The following is a 15,686-nucleotide window of genomic DNA, read 5'->3' as shown; positions in this document are numbered from 1 at the left end:
GAAGCAGCGCGCAACCTGCTTGTGACGGAGTGAACAGCCCTAGTATTTCTTATTACTTACCCTGTGACAATGGCTTCGTCAAACAGAGCTTTTTCCTTACCACTCAAAAAGTTAGGAGCGGGGCATTACTACCCCGCTCCTGTTTGACGGCAAAACCCGCATGACGGTCTATAGCTTATCGGCGGCGGCAAAACAGCCTTACCGAAAAGATCAAAAGCCAGAATGGCAAAGCCGCGACTCAAAGCTTATCCTTCCAATATTTCAGACAGTATCCGCCTTTGCACGACAAACCAGCCCACAAGGTAAACCTGAAACTACAGTTGCCCACCCCACAGAAAGTTCAAAAAAGTACAACCATGCGCCATATGAGGAACGACAACGGATTACTCTACACCTAAAAGGCCTTTGTGCCAAACACCGTATCCCAGAACGACTTTTCCTTGGACGAAGGATCAACCCAGGCCAGAACCTCGCGGCCCATATCCCACGCCAGCGAGCGGGCGATAAAGCCCGAGGGGTCGCCGGGATTGCGCTCCCTGATGGAGAAAAGATAAAAATCGTGCACCTGTCGGGCTTCCATCAGGCCACCCTGAGCCATGGACCAGAGCAAGGTGCCGGAGCGCGCGTCGTACACTTCCATAGCCAGCGAAAGCGAGCTTGAGCCGGTGCTGCCGCCGTCCATGTAGTGATTGATGTACCCCCCGACCACCATTTCCGCACCGCGCTGGCGGGCCAGAGCTATGGCTCGGGAGGGTTCATACGGCGCGCCCTGCGGCGCATACTCAAGGGCCTGAAAGGCATTGAGCGAAAGCCAGACCTGCCATATCTGCCGTGAAAGCATCTCGCTGAAGCTCACGGCATTGGCTATCTGCTGCGTGGCACGCAAAGGCACGAACAGGGCGCGGGGTCGCCGCCCCAGAACCATCTGCGGAGCCACGTAAATGGCAGGAGGCTGACGGCGCACAAAGTTGTTTATCTGCAACTGAAAAGGCGTGCCAAAGTCGCCGGTGACGCTCACAGACCTGCGGCTGTCGTCCGGCGGCGAAGAGCAGCCGCCCAGAAGCGTAAACAAAAGCGTTGCCAGAACTGTAGCTGCGCCCAGCGCCAGCGCAAGTGGCCCGCGCTGGCGCGACACCGCGCCGCCCAAGCCGCAAAACCGAGTATACAGATGGTTCATTGCGTTTTCTCCGAGGCCAGACATGCATTTTGCATGGAATCGAGCAGCTTTTCCCTGGCCTGCGCCAGGCTGTCGTGCAGATCGCGGCGTTTTTCTGCCGGGATGGTGCAAAACGAGGTCTGGCGGGTCATCTGCACAAGGCTGCGCATTTCCCGCTCCAACTGGGCCAGATGGAGCGATTCCGCTTCCGTCAGCGCAATACTTCTTCCGGCCAGTTCCGCCAGATGCCCAAGGTCTTCGGCCTTGGCGCGAATGGTGTCTGGCCTGATGCTTGCGCCATATTTACGACAATTGCGAAATTCATGCCAGAATAGCGCAATTTTTCGCCAAAAGCGGGCCATGGCAATCCTCAGAATTGTGCAGCCTTCATCACCTGCAACAACAGCGGCGCGAGCAGCAGCACAACAGGGGCAAAACCCATGAAGGTCTGCGGCCACGTAAGATTAAGAACCGTGCGGCAACCCACAAGGACGCAGGCAACCATCCAGATAAAGCCAACAATGGAACCCAGCAAAGGCACCACGCACAGCAAAGAGGGGGCCGCCGCATAGGCCGCCACCTGAAACACCAGCGAGAATTCGGGCCTTTTGCCAGTTATAAAGCCATAGGTAAAATGCATCAGCGCCGTCAGCACGTAGAGCTGCACCACAGAAACGCCTGTTTTGATCAGGATGGTCATGGGCAGGCTGAGCTGGGGTGAAAGCAGGATGAGCATTTTTTCCAGCTCGGGGTCAGAGGCGGCGCTGGGGGCCATGAGCGAAAGAAAGATGCCCGACCAGACCCTTTCAATAACAACCTGAATCACGCTGATGATCAGATAGAACACCAGCGGCCGCACCTGTGAGGATTCAGCCCGCATATGGGCAAAAAAGTTGTGTGCGCCAAACATGACCCGCATGCAGGTGTGATAAAAGGCGGGTATCCAGCCATCGGGTTCAGGCGCGGCATCCCAGGGATTGGCCGGGCCGTGCTGAGCATCGTCCTGACTGGCGTCGTGGCCGTTTTCAAAACGCGCAGACTCACGCGCATAGGCCGCGCTGGCATTACGGCTTTCATCAGCATCATCGTCAGCAGGGCCAAAAAGTCCGCGCTGCGAATTACGTTTCTGCTGATTGTCGTCATCCCTTTCGCCAGCACGCTTTTCACTGCTTTTGTCATCGCGCTGGCCAAAAATATTTTTGCCGCCCAGCAGCCCCCACAGATTACCTATATGCTTTTCTTCTCCAGCATCCGCCTGGGGGAATTTTCTGCCAGACTGCGGCTTTTGCGCGGGTTCACGGCTCGCGTCCCGCTCGTCATCCGAATAGGAAGGTTTCTGCACGGAATGACCGGGAACAATGGCCCCAGGGGGCAATGGATCATCATCGCCCGACTGCCAGGCTCCCCGCCCATGCGGTTCCGCACCCAACTTTTCAGGCCGCGCAGCGGCGACTTTGGAATCACCGTTGTGTGCAGGATTTTCAATGGGGTGTTCCGGTTCGGACAGCACATCCATGACGCCAACGCCGGGAACCAGACGGAACCGGCAGGCGCAGTGCGGGCATGTAGCTATAACTGCCTTGGAGGGCAGACGATCGGCGGGCAATTCGCGGCTGAAGCCGCAACGCGGGCAAGTAATATTCACAAAGAGCTCCTAGGCTGGCCGACTACGCCGGCACATAATTCATCGTCACTTTAGCCGCAGGCACCCATACTGGCAAGTGCCGCCTGCCCCCTTGCAACAATGCGGCGCATGGTTCGGACAGCAAAGCCTGTGTCCCTGACTACGCAGCGCTGCATGCCGCTGAGCGCCCGGTGGAATTGTTGACAGCACCGTGAACAACGTCTATTTTGGCAGCTCAAGGGGAGTAACTGGGTTCTTGAAACCCGGGCGACATCAACAGCATGGCCTCAGGCCTGGTGTCGCCGTCGGTACAGCCGATTAGTGAGACCTTGGCGTTACATCGCCAAGGTCTTTTTTATTTTTTAAGGAGAACAGCATGACCATTCGCGCACTGCGCCCCTACATCATTGCCGTGGGCATGACCCTGCCAGGCATTGGGCTACGCTTTCTGCACCCTGACGTTTCGCCGCTTCTGGTGGCCCTGCTCTCGGGCATGGCCATTCTGGGCGCATCCTTTCTGCTCACCTGGGCGTGCGAAGTGGCCCAGATGGACATCCCGCAGGCTGTAGCCGTGGCTGTGGTGGCCTTTATCGCCGTGCTGCCCGAATATGCCGTGGACATGTACTTTACCTGGATGGCAGGCCAGCACCCCGAAAGCGCGTACTCCCACTACGCCATTGCCAACATGACCGGGGCCAACAGGCTGCTCATCGGCGTAGGCTGGTCGGCCATTGTACTTGTTTTTGCCAGACGGTTCCATTCGGGGGTGTCCCTGCCGGACGACAAACGCACGGACGTACTCTTTCTCGGCCTAGCAACCATTTACGCCCTGTTTATTCCGCTCAAGGGTTCGCTGACCTGGGTTGACGGCGCAGTGCTGCTGGGTATCTATATCTGGTACATCTGCATTATCGCCCGCAGACCCGTGGAAGAGGAAGAACCCGAAGGCCCCGCAGCCCTGCTGGCCCATTTTGCCAAAAAGGTGCGCCTGCGCAGCGTTATCCTTATTTTCCTTTTTTCGGCGCTGGTCATTTTGTGCAATGCCGAGCCCTTCAGCGAAAGTCTGGTTGCCAGCGGAAAACTGCTGGGCATCAACGAATTTTTGCTGGTGCAATGGCTTGCGCCTCTTGCCTCTGAATCTCCCGAGTTCATCATTGCCCTCATGTTTGCCGCGCGGGGCAATGCTTCACTGGCTCTGGGCAGCCTGCTTTCGTCCAAACTGAACCAGTGGACCCTGCTTGTGGGCATGATCCCCGGCGTCTACGCCGCGTCATCCGGATCGCTTTCACCTTCCATAAACCTTGACACTCACCAGTTTCAGGAAATACTACTGACCGCCGGGCAGTCCCTTTTTGCCGTGGCCCTGCTGGTGGATCTGCGCCTGCATGTACGCGAGGCCCTGTGGCTGTTCATTCTGTTTGCAGCCCAGTTGCTCTCGCCTCTCTACGACACCCAGGTTGAAGCCCTGCTGGGGCTTGCGCACGATCCTTTACGCCTGCACTATTTCTTTGCGCAGGTGTATCTGGTGCTGGCGGCAGTGCTGCTGCTCAGAAACTGGCGCGGCCTTCTGCGCCTGCGTGAAGGATTCAAGGTTTAAAGCTATTGTATTTACCGCCCGCATGTGTTCCTGTGCCAGCACATGCGGGCTTTGCCGCAAAACCCCGTCGGTCAGACTTTTCTGACCGCTACAATGGATGAATATGCCCCGCCTAGTCTTTTTTCTGCTTCTGCTTTTGCCGCTGCTGGCATGCGCGCAAGCCGCCCTTGCCGCCCGCCTGCCCGAAGTGCAGGCAACGGGATCACTAAAAGCTGAAACTCCGGCTCAGGGCATTAAAATAATACCGGCCCGCAAGGATTCCGCGAACACGCCTGCCACTTCGCTGGCCGCTGCAGACCCCAATGCGGGTGCGGGCCAGCTCCCCCTGCCAGCGGCCAATGCGGACAAAGACAGCCCTGCCGCGACAGATGCCGCACCAGCGCTGAAAGCTGTGGAAAAAGCGGATGAAAAGACTGCGGCAGCCATCATTTCCGGTTCGCGCCGCCCTGGCATCATTGAACACCAGATCGTGCGCACCAACCGGGAAGACAAGCCGGATATCAATCTCAGCTATCCCTCGGTCGGCATCCGCGCAGTTGACGCCAATATCCGCGAATGGGCCACGGGCATAGCCGACGCCTTTGAAGAAACCTTCAATTCTCCCGGTCTGTACCCGGATGAAAACCGCCCGGTTCCTGAACTGTGGTGTTCCTATTCTCTAAGCCATCCTTCGGACAAGGCGCTGAGCATCACCTTTGAAGTCTGGACCTACACGGGCGGCGCACAGGGCAATCTGGACATCATGACCCTGAACTACAGCCTGCTGACAGGCCAACGCCTTGGGCTGGTGGATATTTTTGAAGACCCGGACGCGGCCCTTGCCATCATGTCCGCATGGTCGCGCAGGGAGCTTTTCCAGCGTCTGGGCGGCATGCGTCAGGAGCAGTACCTGCGCACAGGCCTTAATCCCGTGCCGGAAAACTTCGCCAGCCTGACCCTGACGCCCTCGGGCATACGCATCAACTTTCAGCCCTATCAGGTGGCCCCTGGCATGGCTGGCGCGCAGAAGGTGGAAATCCCCATTGAAGAACTCCAGCCTGCGCATCCCCTGATGCTGCTCTGGGGCAAATAACGCCCCTCGCCGTAGCGCGCTCATATATGCAAAAAGCCCCTTCCGGGGCTTTTTTTGTGAGCAGTCGTCAGTGCCTGCGGCCATCAATCCAGACCGCGTAACTTTTCGCGCAGCAGAGCGGCCTTGGCAGGGCCGATGCCGGGAATCTTGCACAAATCCTCCACCCCTGCGGCCCGCATGGCCTCAACACTGCCAAAGTTGTCCCAGAGCAGGCGCGCCGTGGCAGGGCCGATGCCCGGCAGACGCATCAGCTCGCCAGACAAAGCAGCACCTTGCCGCGCCCGGCGGTGTCGGCCAATGGCAAAGCGGTGGGTGTTGTCGCGCACGTTCTGCAAAAACAGCAGTTCCGGGCCGCCCTCGCGCAGGGGCAGCGGATTTGCGCGGTTGGGCACAAAAATTCTGTCAGCTACATTGCCTGCGCGGCGGTCGGCATGGCCCTCCTCATCCCTGGCCTTGGCAATGGCCGCGAGGGCAAACAGATCTTCCTGCCCTGCCTCGCGCAGGGCGCGCTGCACGGAGCCGAGCTGCCCGCGCCCACCGTCTATGAGCAGCAAATCCGGCCACGGCGGGCCGCTCTCAATTCTACGTGCCACCCAGGCGTACAGGGTTGCGTAGTCATCTCCACTGTCGGGCATGGCATAGGCCCGATACTGCGAGCGTTCGGGCTTGCCGTCCTCAAAAACAACCATACCCACGCGGGTCTGTTGCCCGCCAGTGTGGGACACGTCCACGCATTCAATCCGCATGGGCGGGCCGGGCAGGTGCAGGGCCTTTGCCAGACGCTCCAGAATGTTCTGATCCGTCTTCTGTTCCTGACGACGGGCTTCCTCCCGTGCGTTTGCCTGCGCAAGGTCTATGAGCTGGTTGTCGCCCGCATTCTGCGGCGGCACAATGCGCACTGCTCCGCCCCGGCGGTCTGCAAGAGTCTGCTCCAGGGTTTCGCGGGTTGATGCGCCGCTTTCGCCTGCCTGTCCGTTACTGTCAGTTGTCTTGTCGCCCTCTTCTGCTGGCTCCTCTTCCTGATCGGCGGGAATCCAGGGCAGCAGGACACGCGGGGGCGGCGTGGCCTGGCTGTAATACTGCCCCATGAACGACCACAAAAGCTCCGGCGCGTCTTCAAAGGTCAGGCCCGACCAGTAAAAAGCCCGCCCGTCCGTCACCGCCCCGTTACGCACAAAGATAAGCCCCAGCGCCAGCCCCTTGTCGGCAGAGAAAAGGCCCACCACGTCCATGTCGCCGCCGCCGGGCAGCACGGCGGCCTGCCGCTCAACAGTGCTTTCCACTGCGCGGATCTGGTCGCGCAGGCTGGCGGCCCTTTCAAATTCCAGTTCTTCGGCGGCCTGTTCCATGGCGGCGCGTAGCCCGCCAAGCAGCTCGGCGGAACGCCCCTGGAGCAGATCCGTCACCTTGCGCACGTTTTCGTTGTATTCCTGCGATGTCACCATGCCCATGCAGGGCGCCGGGCATTGCCCCATAAAATGATACAGGCAGGGGCGCACGCGGTTTTTCATGGCCTTGTCGGTGCAGCGCCGCAGGGCAAAGGCGCGGTGGATGAGCTTCCACGTTTCACGCGCCGCCAGAGCGGATGTGAACGGGCCAAAATAACGCGCGCCATCGCGCCGCGCCTGCCGCACGATTTCCAGCCGGGGAAAGGGATGCTTGGGATTGATGCGAAAAAGCACGTACTGTTTGTCGTCGCGCAGCACGATGTTGTAGTGCGGCCTGTGCTTTTTGATGCAACTGGCTTCCAGCAGCAGGGCCTCTTTTTCCGTGGTGGTGGTCAGATACTCAATGCTTTCGGCATGCGAAAGCATGGCCCGCGTTTTGGCGGGCAGCCCCTCTGGCCGAAAATAGGAGAGCACCCGGCGGCGCAGCACGCGCGCCTTGCCCACATAGATAATGCGGCCCTTGGCGTCCTTGTACAGGTAAACGCCGGGAGTAATGGGAATGCTGGATGATTCGGGCTTCTGCATGACAAAAAGAATGGGGAGTTAAAGAAAAAAAGCAAGTGCGGGGGAAAAAGCCAAAAGGCTTCCTTCCCCCGCGCTCCTCCTGCAAAACTGGCGGGCGTCTGCTCACACAGCCGCCAGAGCAATTTTAAGAATTGCCCTAAATCAGGCCCTTCTGCATCATTTCGGCAACCTGGGCCACGTCCTTGTCGCCACGGCCAGAGAGGTTCACCAGCAAAATGCCGTCCACAGGCATGGCGGGGGCCATCTTCATGGCGTGGGCCAGCGCGTGGGAAGATTCCAGCGCCGGAATGATGCCTTCATGCCGCGAAAGGGCAAAAAATGCGTTCAGGGCTTCCTTGTCTGTCACGCTGACGTATTCGGCGCGGCCCATATCCTTGAGCAGTGCGTGTTCCGGCCCCACTGAGGGATAATCAAGCCCGGCGGAAATGGAATACACTTCGCCCGCCTCGCCCCCAGAATCCTTGATCATATAAGAATTGAAACCGTGCATGACACCGGGTTCGCCAAGGCAGAGGGATGCGGCATGCTCGCCGTAGCTGTTGCCGCGACCGCCGGGTTCCACGCCCACAAGGCGCACGTCCGTATCGTCAAGAAAACCCGCGAACAGGCCGATGGCGTTGGAACCGCCGCCCACGCAGCCAAGGCAGGCATCGGGCAGGCGGCCCGTTTCGGTCAGCATCTGGGCACGGGCCTCGCGCCCAACCACCGACTGAAAAACACGCACCATATAAGGGTATGGATGGGGGCCAACGGCAGAGCCTAGCACATAGAACATTTCCGGATCTTCAATCCACATGCCCAGGGCTTCGTCCACGGCTTCCTTGAGGGTGCGCTGACCACTCTTGGCCGCCACCACGCGCGAGCCGAGCATCTCCATACGGATAACATTGAGGTGCTGGCGCTCAATATCCACTTCACCCATGCAGATGGTGCATTCCAGCCCCATCAGGGCTGCTGTGGCCGCTGTGGCGACACCGTGCTGGCCTGCGCCGGTTTCTGCGATAACGCGCTTCTTGCCCATGCGTTTTGCCAGCAGGCACTGTCCAAGGGTATTGTTGATCTTGTGCGCGCCCAGATGGTTGAGGTCTTCACGCTTGAGCCATATCTGCGCGCCGCCAAGGTGACGGCTCAGGTTGGCGCAGTGAAATACCGGATTGGGCCGCCCCGTGTAGTGGGAGCAAAGATAGTCCAGCTCTTTCTGGAAGGACGGATCCGCCTCGGCGGCCTTCATGGCTTCGGCCACTTCGTCCAGACGGGCCTTGAGAGGCTCGGGTACGAACTGCCCGCCGTAGGCCCCAAAAAAGCCCTTGCTGTCAGGAATGCCGTAAGGGGCGGAATGCTGGCTCATGCGATCTCCTTCTTCATGCTGGGTTTCTGCAATATCTGCGGCCTGCGCGGTTTTCAGCCTATGAATGGCCATCCGGCGGCGGCATTTCAAAAAACTCCGTCAGTCTGGCGTGTTGCCCGCGCCATGTCAAGATGCCGCCCCAAATACCCGCTCAGGGCGGGCCTTTTTTGATATCTCCGTGTTTTGCGTAGTGCTGTACGCAACCTTGCCCGCAGGGGCGCTTTGCCCTATAGTCTGCCTCTGTTGTACTGACCCATATTAGATTAGGCGGAAATCCATGCTTGACGAAAAATACACTGGCAACGGCAAGGTTGTGTTGCTGGCAGGCGGCGGAAAAATCTATACGGATATCGCCGCCCGGTTTGTGCGCAGTGAGCGCGATCTGGAAGAAATCGTGGCCTCGCCTTACTCGCGCCAGATAGTGCAGAACATTCTCGATTCGGGCCACAGGGCCGCGCTGGAGTTCGACTTTTTTCTCTTTGGCGTCGAGGGCTATTCGCGCGTTACCGAAACCCAGCTTGTGCGCAAGCGGCTGGCCTCGTACCTCATCAAATCCGGGCGGGCGGAACTGGGCGGCAAGCGCCGCTATTCCGTGGTGTATCCGCGCAGCGTTGCCGAATTTTCCGCGCAGGTGACCCTGCCCGACGGGCACACGGCAACCCTCAGCGGGCACGATCTGGCTGACATTTCACGCCAGTGGTATGATGCTGGCCTTGACGCGGGCCTGCCTGAAGAAGACTTGCGCTACCTGAAGCCACAGGCCACGGAATTCAAGGCCATCATCGGCATGAACGCCCACGCCCTGCTCGACTGGTTTGCCATCCGCTGCTGCCGCAACGCACAGCACGAAATTCGCCATCTGGCGTGGCAGATGCTGCGCCTCAGCCGCAAGGCCGCGCCCGACCTCTTTGCAGGGGCTGGCCCAAGCTGCGTGCAGATGGGCTATTGCCCTGAAAACAAGCGCCAGCACGCACGGTGCGTGGGCCGCGTGCTCACCAAGGAGCAGGCGCTTGAAATGCTGCGCTCGCATGGCGGGCAGCAGACCAGCGCTGAAGACTTTACCGATCAGTAAGGCTTTCCCAAAAGGCTTGCAGAAAAGTTTTGCGGTTCCGCACACTGTGTGTGGAACCGCATTCTCTTTTGCTCATATGGGACTCTTTAAAAGAATGTTTTGCCCACCGCTACGGCTTCATCCTGACGCGCCTGCTCGGCCAGGTCTTCCGGGGCGGCGTCCAGACCGTTGACCACAGCCCCGATCATGACCCCAAGGTGGCTCATGGCAAGGCCCAACCACCAGATGCGGTAAAAGTCATGTCCAAAGATGCCGTTGACAAGCCAACCGCCAAAACCGATCCAGAACCAGGCAGTCAAGCGCCAGTAGATGCTGGGGCTTTTGCTTTCAAGCTCTGCCAGCAGGCGCGGGCGTATACGCTTGTAGCCCCACCAGATAAAGCCCAGCAGAAAAATCATACCCAGCACAAAGCCAACAATACCATGCGCGTACAGCATATCCAGATAAAGGTTGTGCGGATGGCTGATGGTGATAACGTCTTTTTCAGGCGCAAGACCGAGCGCGCGGAAGGCCTCGTTATAACGGCCCGCTCCGGCTCCCAGCCAGGGATGTTCACAAAACACCTGCCACGCCAGATGCCACAGGCTCCAGCGGCCATCGCTCTCCACCGCGCCCAGCCCGGCCCGCCCCTGCAGCAGGAGCACCGCCAGCAGAATGCCCAGCGAGCCCACGGCAAGTTTGAAGCGTCCACGGCCCCCGCGCAGCAGCACCCACAAACCAAAGGAAGCTGCCACAGCCAGCGCGCCGCTACGGCTGCTTGCGCCAATCAGCAGGAAAAACGCGGGCCAAAGCGTTGCGAACCACAGCAGGGCCGAAACCGCAGGCGAGAGGGCACGGCGCAAGATGAACCAGAGGGAAAAGGCAGGGATGAGCGCCAAGGCGATGTAGTTGCCCACAGTGTAATCGCCGAGGCTCCCCGTGAGCCTGCCCGCATTAAGGGCATAGCCCATGATGAAATCCGTGCCGGTCAGCGCCTGATGCAGGCCGTCCAGCCCTTCCCAGAAGCAGGCCAGCGCACAGGCCCACACAAGGCGGCGCAGGTCTTTTTCGCTCCGCACGCATTCCATGCCGATGAACGGCAGAATAAAACCCTTGTTAATGCCTGTGCCCGCGTGGAGAAGTGAAGTCCATATGTGTTCTGAAAAAAACACGCCAATACCGATCATGGCCCACAGGCAATAAAAAAACGGACGCGCATCAAGCCTGTGCAAAACACTTTCTGCCCAGTTGTAGCGATAATAGAGCAACAAAAAAATAAAGCAGATGACGGGCAAGACCTCACGCGCACCGTACCCTATGGGAAAGGAGGCCAGCGAAATCCAGAACGACCAGAAAAGGCAGCGATGCCACTGTACATCAGACGGATTGCGCAATGCGCAAAGCAGGTGCTCCCGCACGTGCAAACCCTGTTTTTTTGCTTCATTATATATATTCAGCACAGCTCATGCGCCCTTTGTTTGGATACAGACTATGGCGCAAGGTGTATCCGTTGGCGGGCATAAATTCAAGTAGCCGTAAAATCCTTGCATTAGGGGAACAGGCAAAATATACTTTTGCGATAAATTATTTCACCATTGAGGTATACTATGGCCAGATTTACCGGTTTTGACGAAGTATTCAGTGCTCTTTACGTTGACTTCGACAATATTTACACCCGCTTTCTTGAAATTGACCCCGAGGCTGCCAGGGCCTTTGGCTCTGTTCCATACCGGTGGGTGCGCTGGATTGAAAACCATGCGCTACGCATTCTGTACGGCGAAGGCGTGCGCCGCCGCATCCTCAAACGCATGTGTTACCTCAACCCCCAGCGCTATCAGGAATACCGCAATCCCTTCATCCGCAGCGCATTTCAGGTGGTGGACTGCCCGCCGCTGACCACACGCGGCAAAACCAGCACCGATATCCATCTGGTGATGGACTGCATGGACGACCTTTCCCACTCCACCCACTTTGACGAATTCATCATTCTTTCCGGCGATGCGGACTTTACCCCCCTGCTCATCCGCCTGCAGGAACATGCCCGCCGCACCCTGGTACTTTCTGTGGGATATTCTTCGCCCGCCTATACGGCTGCGGCATCCTGGCGCATCCGCGAAGACTGGTTTTTGCAGCAGGCCCTGCGCGACGAGCGCGCCGATGATGTGGACGACCAGCCCATTCCTGTAGCGCCCGCACCATCCATTGCCCGCACCGCGCATGTCGCGCCGCCAGCCCCCGAAAAGAATCCTGACGACGAGGACGAAGGCCCAGCGCCCGGCAATGCGTGGTAAATACCCGCAAACTGTCAGTCCAACGGCCCGAAGCGCTTGACGCCGGGAGCCGCCAACGCTAAAAAGTGAGACGCTCTTTTCTGGTTGGTAGCCCGCCCTACTGGTGCACCCCGCGCTTACCGGCGAACCACGGACCGCCGCAGCCTGTAGCCGTTTTCAGTGATTACGGCCGCATGATTACGGCGCAGGCGTCCCCCATGACGCATACAGCGGCGGGCCTGAATCATAAAACCTGGTTAGGAGGTCCTATGTTTCGCCGTGTTATTCTTGCCCTGATTACCCTTGCCCTGCTCTGCGGGCCGGCGGCCGCCGCCGAAAAATTCATTGTTGCCAGCGACTGCACATGGCCCCCCATGGAAATGCTGGACGCCAACAAGCAGCCTGAAGGCTTCTCCACAGACTACCTCCGCGCCATGGGCAAAGCCGCAGGCTTTGAGGTTGAAGTGCGCAATATCGCGTGGGACGGCATTTTTGGCGGTGTGGCCACCGGACAGTACGACATCGTGGCTTCCTCGGTGACCATCACCCCCGAGCGTGAAAAGCAGTTTGACTTCTCCGCTCCTTACTATGAAGTGGTTCAGGCCGTGGTGCTGCCCGCTGGCAAGAGCATCAAGACCCTGGCTGACCTCAAGGGCAAGAAGGTCGGCGGCCAGATCGGCACCACCGGCATCTTTGTTATGCGCAAGGCCAATGCCAACGCGGACATCAAGGAATATGACGATGTGGGCCTGGCCATTCAGGACCTCGTGGGCGGCCGTCTTGACGCCGTTATCTGCGACGATCCGGTTGCCATGTACTATGTGAACAAAAAGCCTGACACCGCCGGCAAGCTGAACATTTCGTTCAAGGCCGACGAAAAGGAATACTATGGCTTCACCGTCCGCAAGGGCCGCAAGGACCTGGTGGAAAAGCTGAACAAGGGCATTGCCGCTGTGAAGGCTTCTGGCGAAGACCGCAAAATTGCTGAAAAGTGGCTTGGTAAATCCAACTAACGTTCCGTTTTCGCGGGGCGTTCGGGCTTGGCCTGGGCGCCCCGCCGTATTTTAAGGAGTGGACATGATCCGTCGTCTGTTGCTGGCCCTTGTTGCCGTTTCCCTTTTGTGCGGCCAGGCTATGGCTGCTGAAAAATTTGTTGTGGCCACCGACTGCACCTGGCCCCCCATGGAAATGCTGGATGCCAACAAGCAGCCTGAAGGTTTTGATGTGGACTTCATCAAAGCTGTCGCCAAGGCTGCCGGCTTTGAAGTTGACGTGCGCAACATCGCCTGGGACGGCATTTTCGGCGGTGTAGCCACCGGACAGTACGACATCGTGGCCTCCGCCACCACCATCACTGAAGAACGTCAGAAGCAGTTTGACTTCTCTGATCCCTATTATGAAGTGGCCCAGGCTGTGGTGCTGCCCGCAGGCAAGAGCATCAAGACCCTGGCCGACCTCAAGGGCAAGAAGGTCGGCGGCCAGATCGGCACCACCGGCGTGTTCGTTATCCGCAAGGCTGGCGTGACGGTTGATCTCAAGGAATACGACGATGTGGGCCTGGCCATTCAGGACATGCTGGGCGGACGCCTTGACGCCGTTATCTGCGATGACCCGGTTGCGCTCTACTACGTCAACAAAAAGGCCGACACCGCCGGCAAGCTGAACATTTCTTTCAAGACCGAAGAAAAGGAATACTACGGCTTTACCGTGCGCAAGGGCCGCCCGGATCTGGTGGAAAAGCTGAACAAGGGCATCAAGGCCGTGAAAGCTTCCGGCGTGGAAGCCCAGTTGCTCCAGAAATGGATGGGCGCTTCCAACTAGCTTGCTTTTTTTTGCGATATTTTGCTGGCTTCCGGGAAAACTCCCGGAAGCCATTGCACAAACCAGGGCAATGCCTTACACCACAGGGCCAGCCCGTTATAACCTGCGGCATCTCGAGACGGCCCAGCCCGTTGCTTGCCGCCAGCCTCAAACGCCTTGTCATGAAGGACTGCGATGCACGATAAAAAAGATGGAAGCAAAGGCAACATCATTATGGTCACGGATGGCGCGTCCATCCCCGACCCGCGTGAATGGCGCCTGATAAACGCATGGTCTATCGCCCTGGTGGGCGCGCTCGGCACCCTGTTTACCCTCTGTACGCTCTGGCCCGAGCCATACCTGCGCATTCTGCTTTACCTGCCGGACGGCATACTGATCACATTCAAGATCACCCTGCTTTCCATCTGCTGTGCGGTGCCGCTGGGGCTGCTCACAGGGCTTGGTCGCATTTCGGACAACCGCCTCATAAATCTCATCGCCTCCACCTATGTGGAAGTGATACGCGGCATCCCCCTGCTTGTGCAGATATTTTACATCTACTACGCACTCTCGCGCTTTGTGCAGGTGAGCGGCGTGACCTCTGCGGTGGTTGCCATCAGTTTTTGCTACGGCGCCTACATGGGCGAAGTGTTCCGCGCGGGCATCACGGCCATCAACAAGGGCCAGACTGAAGCCGCGCGCTCGCTGGGCTTCAACCGCTACCAGACCATGCGCCTTGTGGTGCTGCCCCAGGCCATGCGCACCATTCTGCCCCCCGTTGGCAACGAATGTATCGCCATGCTCAAGGATACCTCGCTTGTATCCATCATGGCCGTGCCGGACATCATGCAACGCGCGCGCAGCTTTGTGGGCACCACATATCTGTATTTTGAGACCTACACCATAGTGGCAATTATGTATCTGATTATCACTCTTGTGCTCTCCAAGGCTGTGAGCATCATGGAATCCAGGCTGAACTACTATGACGGAAAATAGCGCCGCCCCCATTATCTCCATCAATCACGTCTGGAAGTACTTTGGTTCGCTGCCTGCCTTGCAGGATGTGAGTCTGGATATTGCTCCCGGCGAACGTGTGGTTATTATCGGCCCTTCCGGCTCCGGCAAGTCCACCCTGCTGCGTTCCATCAACAGACTGGAACAGATCGACCAGGGCAGCATTATTGTTCAGGGGCAGGATATCCAGAGCGATGAGAACAACATCAACGAGATGCGCCAGAATCTGGGCATGGTTTTCCAGCAGTTCAATCTTTTTCCGCACAAGACGGTACTGGAAAACCTCACTCTTGCCCCGCGCCACCTGCGCAAGCTCTCGCGCGAGGAGGCTGACGCCCGCGCCCTGAGTCTTCTCAAAAAGGTCGGCATCAGCGACAAGGCCAATGTGTACCCGGCCATGCTTTCGGGCGGGCAGCAGCAGCGTGTTGCCATTGCGCGCGCTCTGGCCATGCAGCCCTCCATCATGCTCTTTGACGAGCCTACATCAGCCCTTGACCCCGAAATGGTGGGCGAAGTGCTGGACGTTATGGTGAAGCTGGCAGAAGAAGGCATGACAATGGTTTGCGTAACCCACGAAATGGGCTTTGCGCGCACGGTCGCTGACCGCCTCATTTTTATGGACCAGGGCCAGATTGTGGAAATGGGCAAGCCCGAAATGCTTTTCACTGCCCCCCGCCATCCGCGCCTGCGGCAGTTCCTGAACCAGATTCTGTAGTTCGCTTTTGGGCAGGAGGGGCCATTGCCCGCAAGGGGTCCCTCCTGTCGTATCCCCTCCCTCTTT

The 15,686-nt window shown here is 58.5% G+C and carries 14 protein-coding genes; 8 read left to right on the top strand and 6 right to left on the bottom strand.

Translation table 11 applies throughout. The features are described from left to right. Positions 1-394 precede the first annotated feature (394 nt). Genes JMF94_RS09780 through JMF94_RS09770 form a run of 3 tightly spaced genes read right to left on the bottom strand, consistent with a single transcriptional unit; the run spans position 395 to position 2,801 of the window. Positions 395-1,177 (bottom strand): hypothetical protein, encoded by a 783-nt coding sequence (locus tag JMF94_RS09780; protein WP_240824915.1) that lies wholly within the window; start codon positions 1,175-1,177, stop codon positions 395-397. Continuing rightward, positions 1,174-1,518 carry a hypothetical protein gene (locus JMF94_RS09775; RefSeq protein WP_240824914.1) on the bottom strand — a complete coding sequence of 115 codons (345 nt, stop codon included), beginning with the start codon at positions 1,516-1,518 and terminating at the stop codon, positions 1,174-1,176. The genes JMF94_RS09780 and JMF94_RS09775 overlap by 4 nt, the downstream gene beginning before the upstream one ends. A gap of 8 nt (positions 1,519-1,526) precedes the next feature. After that, positions 1,527-2,801, bottom strand: coding sequence for a YIP1 family protein (locus tag JMF94_RS09770; RefSeq protein ID WP_240824913.1), 1,275 nt, complete (start codon positions 2,799-2,801; stop codon positions 1,527-1,529). A 355-nt stretch (positions 2,802-3,156) separates the two neighbouring features. Between JMF94_RS09770 and JMF94_RS09765 the strand changes: the two genes are divergently transcribed. Both JMF94_RS09765 and JMF94_RS09760 read left to right on the top strand, forming a co-directional pair. Next, positions 3,157-4,377, top strand: a complete 1,221-nt coding sequence (locus JMF94_RS09765; protein WP_240824912.1) for a sodium:calcium antiporter — start codon at positions 3,157-3,159, stop codon at positions 4,375-4,377. Between the two features lie 103 nt (positions 4,378-4,480). Then, the gene (locus JMF94_RS09760; protein WP_240824911.1) at positions 4,481-5,449 is read left to right on the top strand and encodes a DUF3298 and DUF4163 domain-containing protein; all 969 of its coding nucleotides are present in this window, start codon (positions 4,481-4,483) and stop codon (positions 5,447-5,449) included. 83 nt (positions 5,450-5,532) lie between these two features. Here the strand turns inward: JMF94_RS09760 and uvrC are convergent, their stop codons facing one another. Then, positions 5,533-7,422 carry an excinuclease ABC subunit UvrC gene (uvrC, locus tag JMF94_RS09755; RefSeq protein ID WP_240824910.1) on the bottom strand — a complete coding sequence of 630 codons (1,890 nt, stop codon included), beginning with the start codon at positions 7,420-7,422 and terminating at the stop codon, positions 5,533-5,535. Between the two features lie 136 nt (positions 7,423-7,558). Beyond that, a complete protein-coding gene (trpB, locus tag JMF94_RS09750; protein WP_240824909.1) occupies positions 7,559-8,770 on the bottom strand; it encodes a tryptophan synthase subunit beta in 1,212 nt (403 codons plus the stop codon). 277 nt (positions 8,771-9,047) lie between these two features. On the opposite strand from trpB, the gene JMF94_RS09745 reads away from it, so the two are divergent. Then, positions 9,048-9,842 carry an FAD-dependent thymidylate synthase gene (locus tag JMF94_RS09745; protein ID WP_240824908.1) on the top strand — a complete coding sequence of 265 codons (795 nt, stop codon included), beginning with the start codon at positions 9,048-9,050 and terminating at the stop codon, positions 9,840-9,842. Between the two features lie 86 nt (positions 9,843-9,928). Here the strand turns inward: JMF94_RS09745 and JMF94_RS09740 are convergent, their stop codons facing one another. After that, on the bottom strand, positions 9,929-11,239 hold the full coding sequence (locus JMF94_RS09740; protein ID WP_240824907.1) for an O-antigen ligase family protein: 1,311 nt from the start codon (positions 11,237-11,239) through the stop codon (positions 9,929-9,931). 189 nt (positions 11,240-11,428) lie between these two features. On the opposite strand from JMF94_RS09740, the gene JMF94_RS09735 reads away from it, so the two are divergent. The 5 genes from JMF94_RS09735 to JMF94_RS09715 all read left to right on the top strand — a co-directional run bounded on the left by JMF94_RS09735 (position 11,429) and on the right by JMF94_RS09715 (position 15,620). After that, positions 11,429-12,112, top strand: a complete 684-nt coding sequence (locus JMF94_RS09735) for an NYN domain-containing protein (protein ID WP_240824906.1) — start codon at positions 11,429-11,431, stop codon at positions 12,110-12,112. A 248-nt stretch (positions 12,113-12,360) separates the two neighbouring features. Next, positions 12,361-13,104 carry a basic amino acid ABC transporter substrate-binding protein gene (locus tag JMF94_RS09730; RefSeq protein ID WP_240824905.1) on the top strand — a complete coding sequence of 248 codons (744 nt, stop codon included), beginning with the start codon at positions 12,361-12,363 and terminating at the stop codon, positions 13,102-13,104. A 64-nt stretch (positions 13,105-13,168) separates the two neighbouring features. Further along, complete coding sequence (locus JMF94_RS09725) at positions 13,169-13,912, top strand: basic amino acid ABC transporter substrate-binding protein (RefSeq protein WP_240824904.1); 744 nt, start codon at positions 13,169-13,171, stop codon at positions 13,910-13,912. Between the two features lie 174 nt (positions 13,913-14,086). After that, positions 14,087-14,887 (top strand): amino acid ABC transporter permease, encoded by an 801-nt coding sequence (locus JMF94_RS09720; protein WP_240824903.1) that lies wholly within the window; start codon positions 14,087-14,089, stop codon positions 14,885-14,887. Beyond that, positions 14,874-15,620 (top strand): amino acid ABC transporter ATP-binding protein, encoded by a 747-nt coding sequence (locus JMF94_RS09715; protein WP_276612890.1) that lies wholly within the window; start codon positions 14,874-14,876, stop codon positions 15,618-15,620. Before JMF94_RS09720 ends, JMF94_RS09715 begins: the two co-directional genes overlap by 14 nt. Positions 15,621-15,686 lie beyond the last annotated feature (66 nt).

Source organism: Desulfovibrio sp. UIB00, from assembly GCF_022508225.1.
Classification (GTDB): domain Bacteria; phylum Desulfobacterota; class Desulfovibrionia; order Desulfovibrionales; family Desulfovibrionaceae; genus Desulfovibrio.
The sequence above is the reverse complement of the archived record's forward strand: the minus strand, read 5'-3'. Positions and strand labels throughout refer to the sequence as shown.

Bases quoted from the DNA above. Each gene is read 5' to 3' on its own strand.
- JMF94_RS09780 (WP_240824915.1), bottom strand. From the start codon at position 1,177: ATGAACCATCTGTATACTCGGTTTTGCGGCTTGGGCGGCGCGGTGTCG.
- JMF94_RS09775 (WP_240824914.1), bottom strand. From the start codon at position 1,518: ATGGCCCGCTTTTGGCGAAAAATTGCGCTATTCTGGCATGAATTTCGC.
- JMF94_RS09765 (WP_240824912.1), top strand. From the start codon at position 3,157: ATGACCATTCGCGCACTGCGCCCCTACATCATTGCCGTGGGCATGACC.
- JMF94_RS09760 (WP_240824911.1), top strand. From the start codon at position 4,481: ATGCCCCGCCTAGTCTTTTTTCTGCTTCTGCTTTTGCCGCTGCTGGCA.
- uvrC (WP_240824910.1), bottom strand. From the start codon at position 7,422: ATGCAGAAGCCCGAATCATCCAGCATTCCCATTACTCCCGGCGTTTAC.
- trpB (WP_240824909.1), bottom strand. From the start codon at position 8,770: ATGAGCCAGCATTCCGCCCCTTACGGCATTCCTGACAGCAAGGGCTTT.
- JMF94_RS09745 (WP_240824908.1), top strand. From the start codon at position 9,048: ATGCTTGACGAAAAATACACTGGCAACGGCAAGGTTGTGTTGCTGGCA.
- JMF94_RS09735 (WP_240824906.1), top strand. From the start codon at position 11,429: ATGGCCAGATTTACCGGTTTTGACGAAGTATTCAGTGCTCTTTACGTT.
- JMF94_RS09730 (WP_240824905.1), top strand. From the start codon at position 12,361: ATGTTTCGCCGTGTTATTCTTGCCCTGATTACCCTTGCCCTGCTCTGC.
- JMF94_RS09725 (WP_240824904.1), top strand. From the start codon at position 13,169: ATGATCCGTCGTCTGTTGCTGGCCCTTGTTGCCGTTTCCCTTTTGTGC.
- JMF94_RS09720 (WP_240824903.1), top strand. From the start codon at position 14,087: ATGCACGATAAAAAAGATGGAAGCAAAGGCAACATCATTATGGTCACG.
- JMF94_RS09715 (WP_276612890.1), top strand. From the start codon at position 14,874: ATGACGGAAAATAGCGCCGCCCCCATTATCTCCATCAATCACGTCTGG.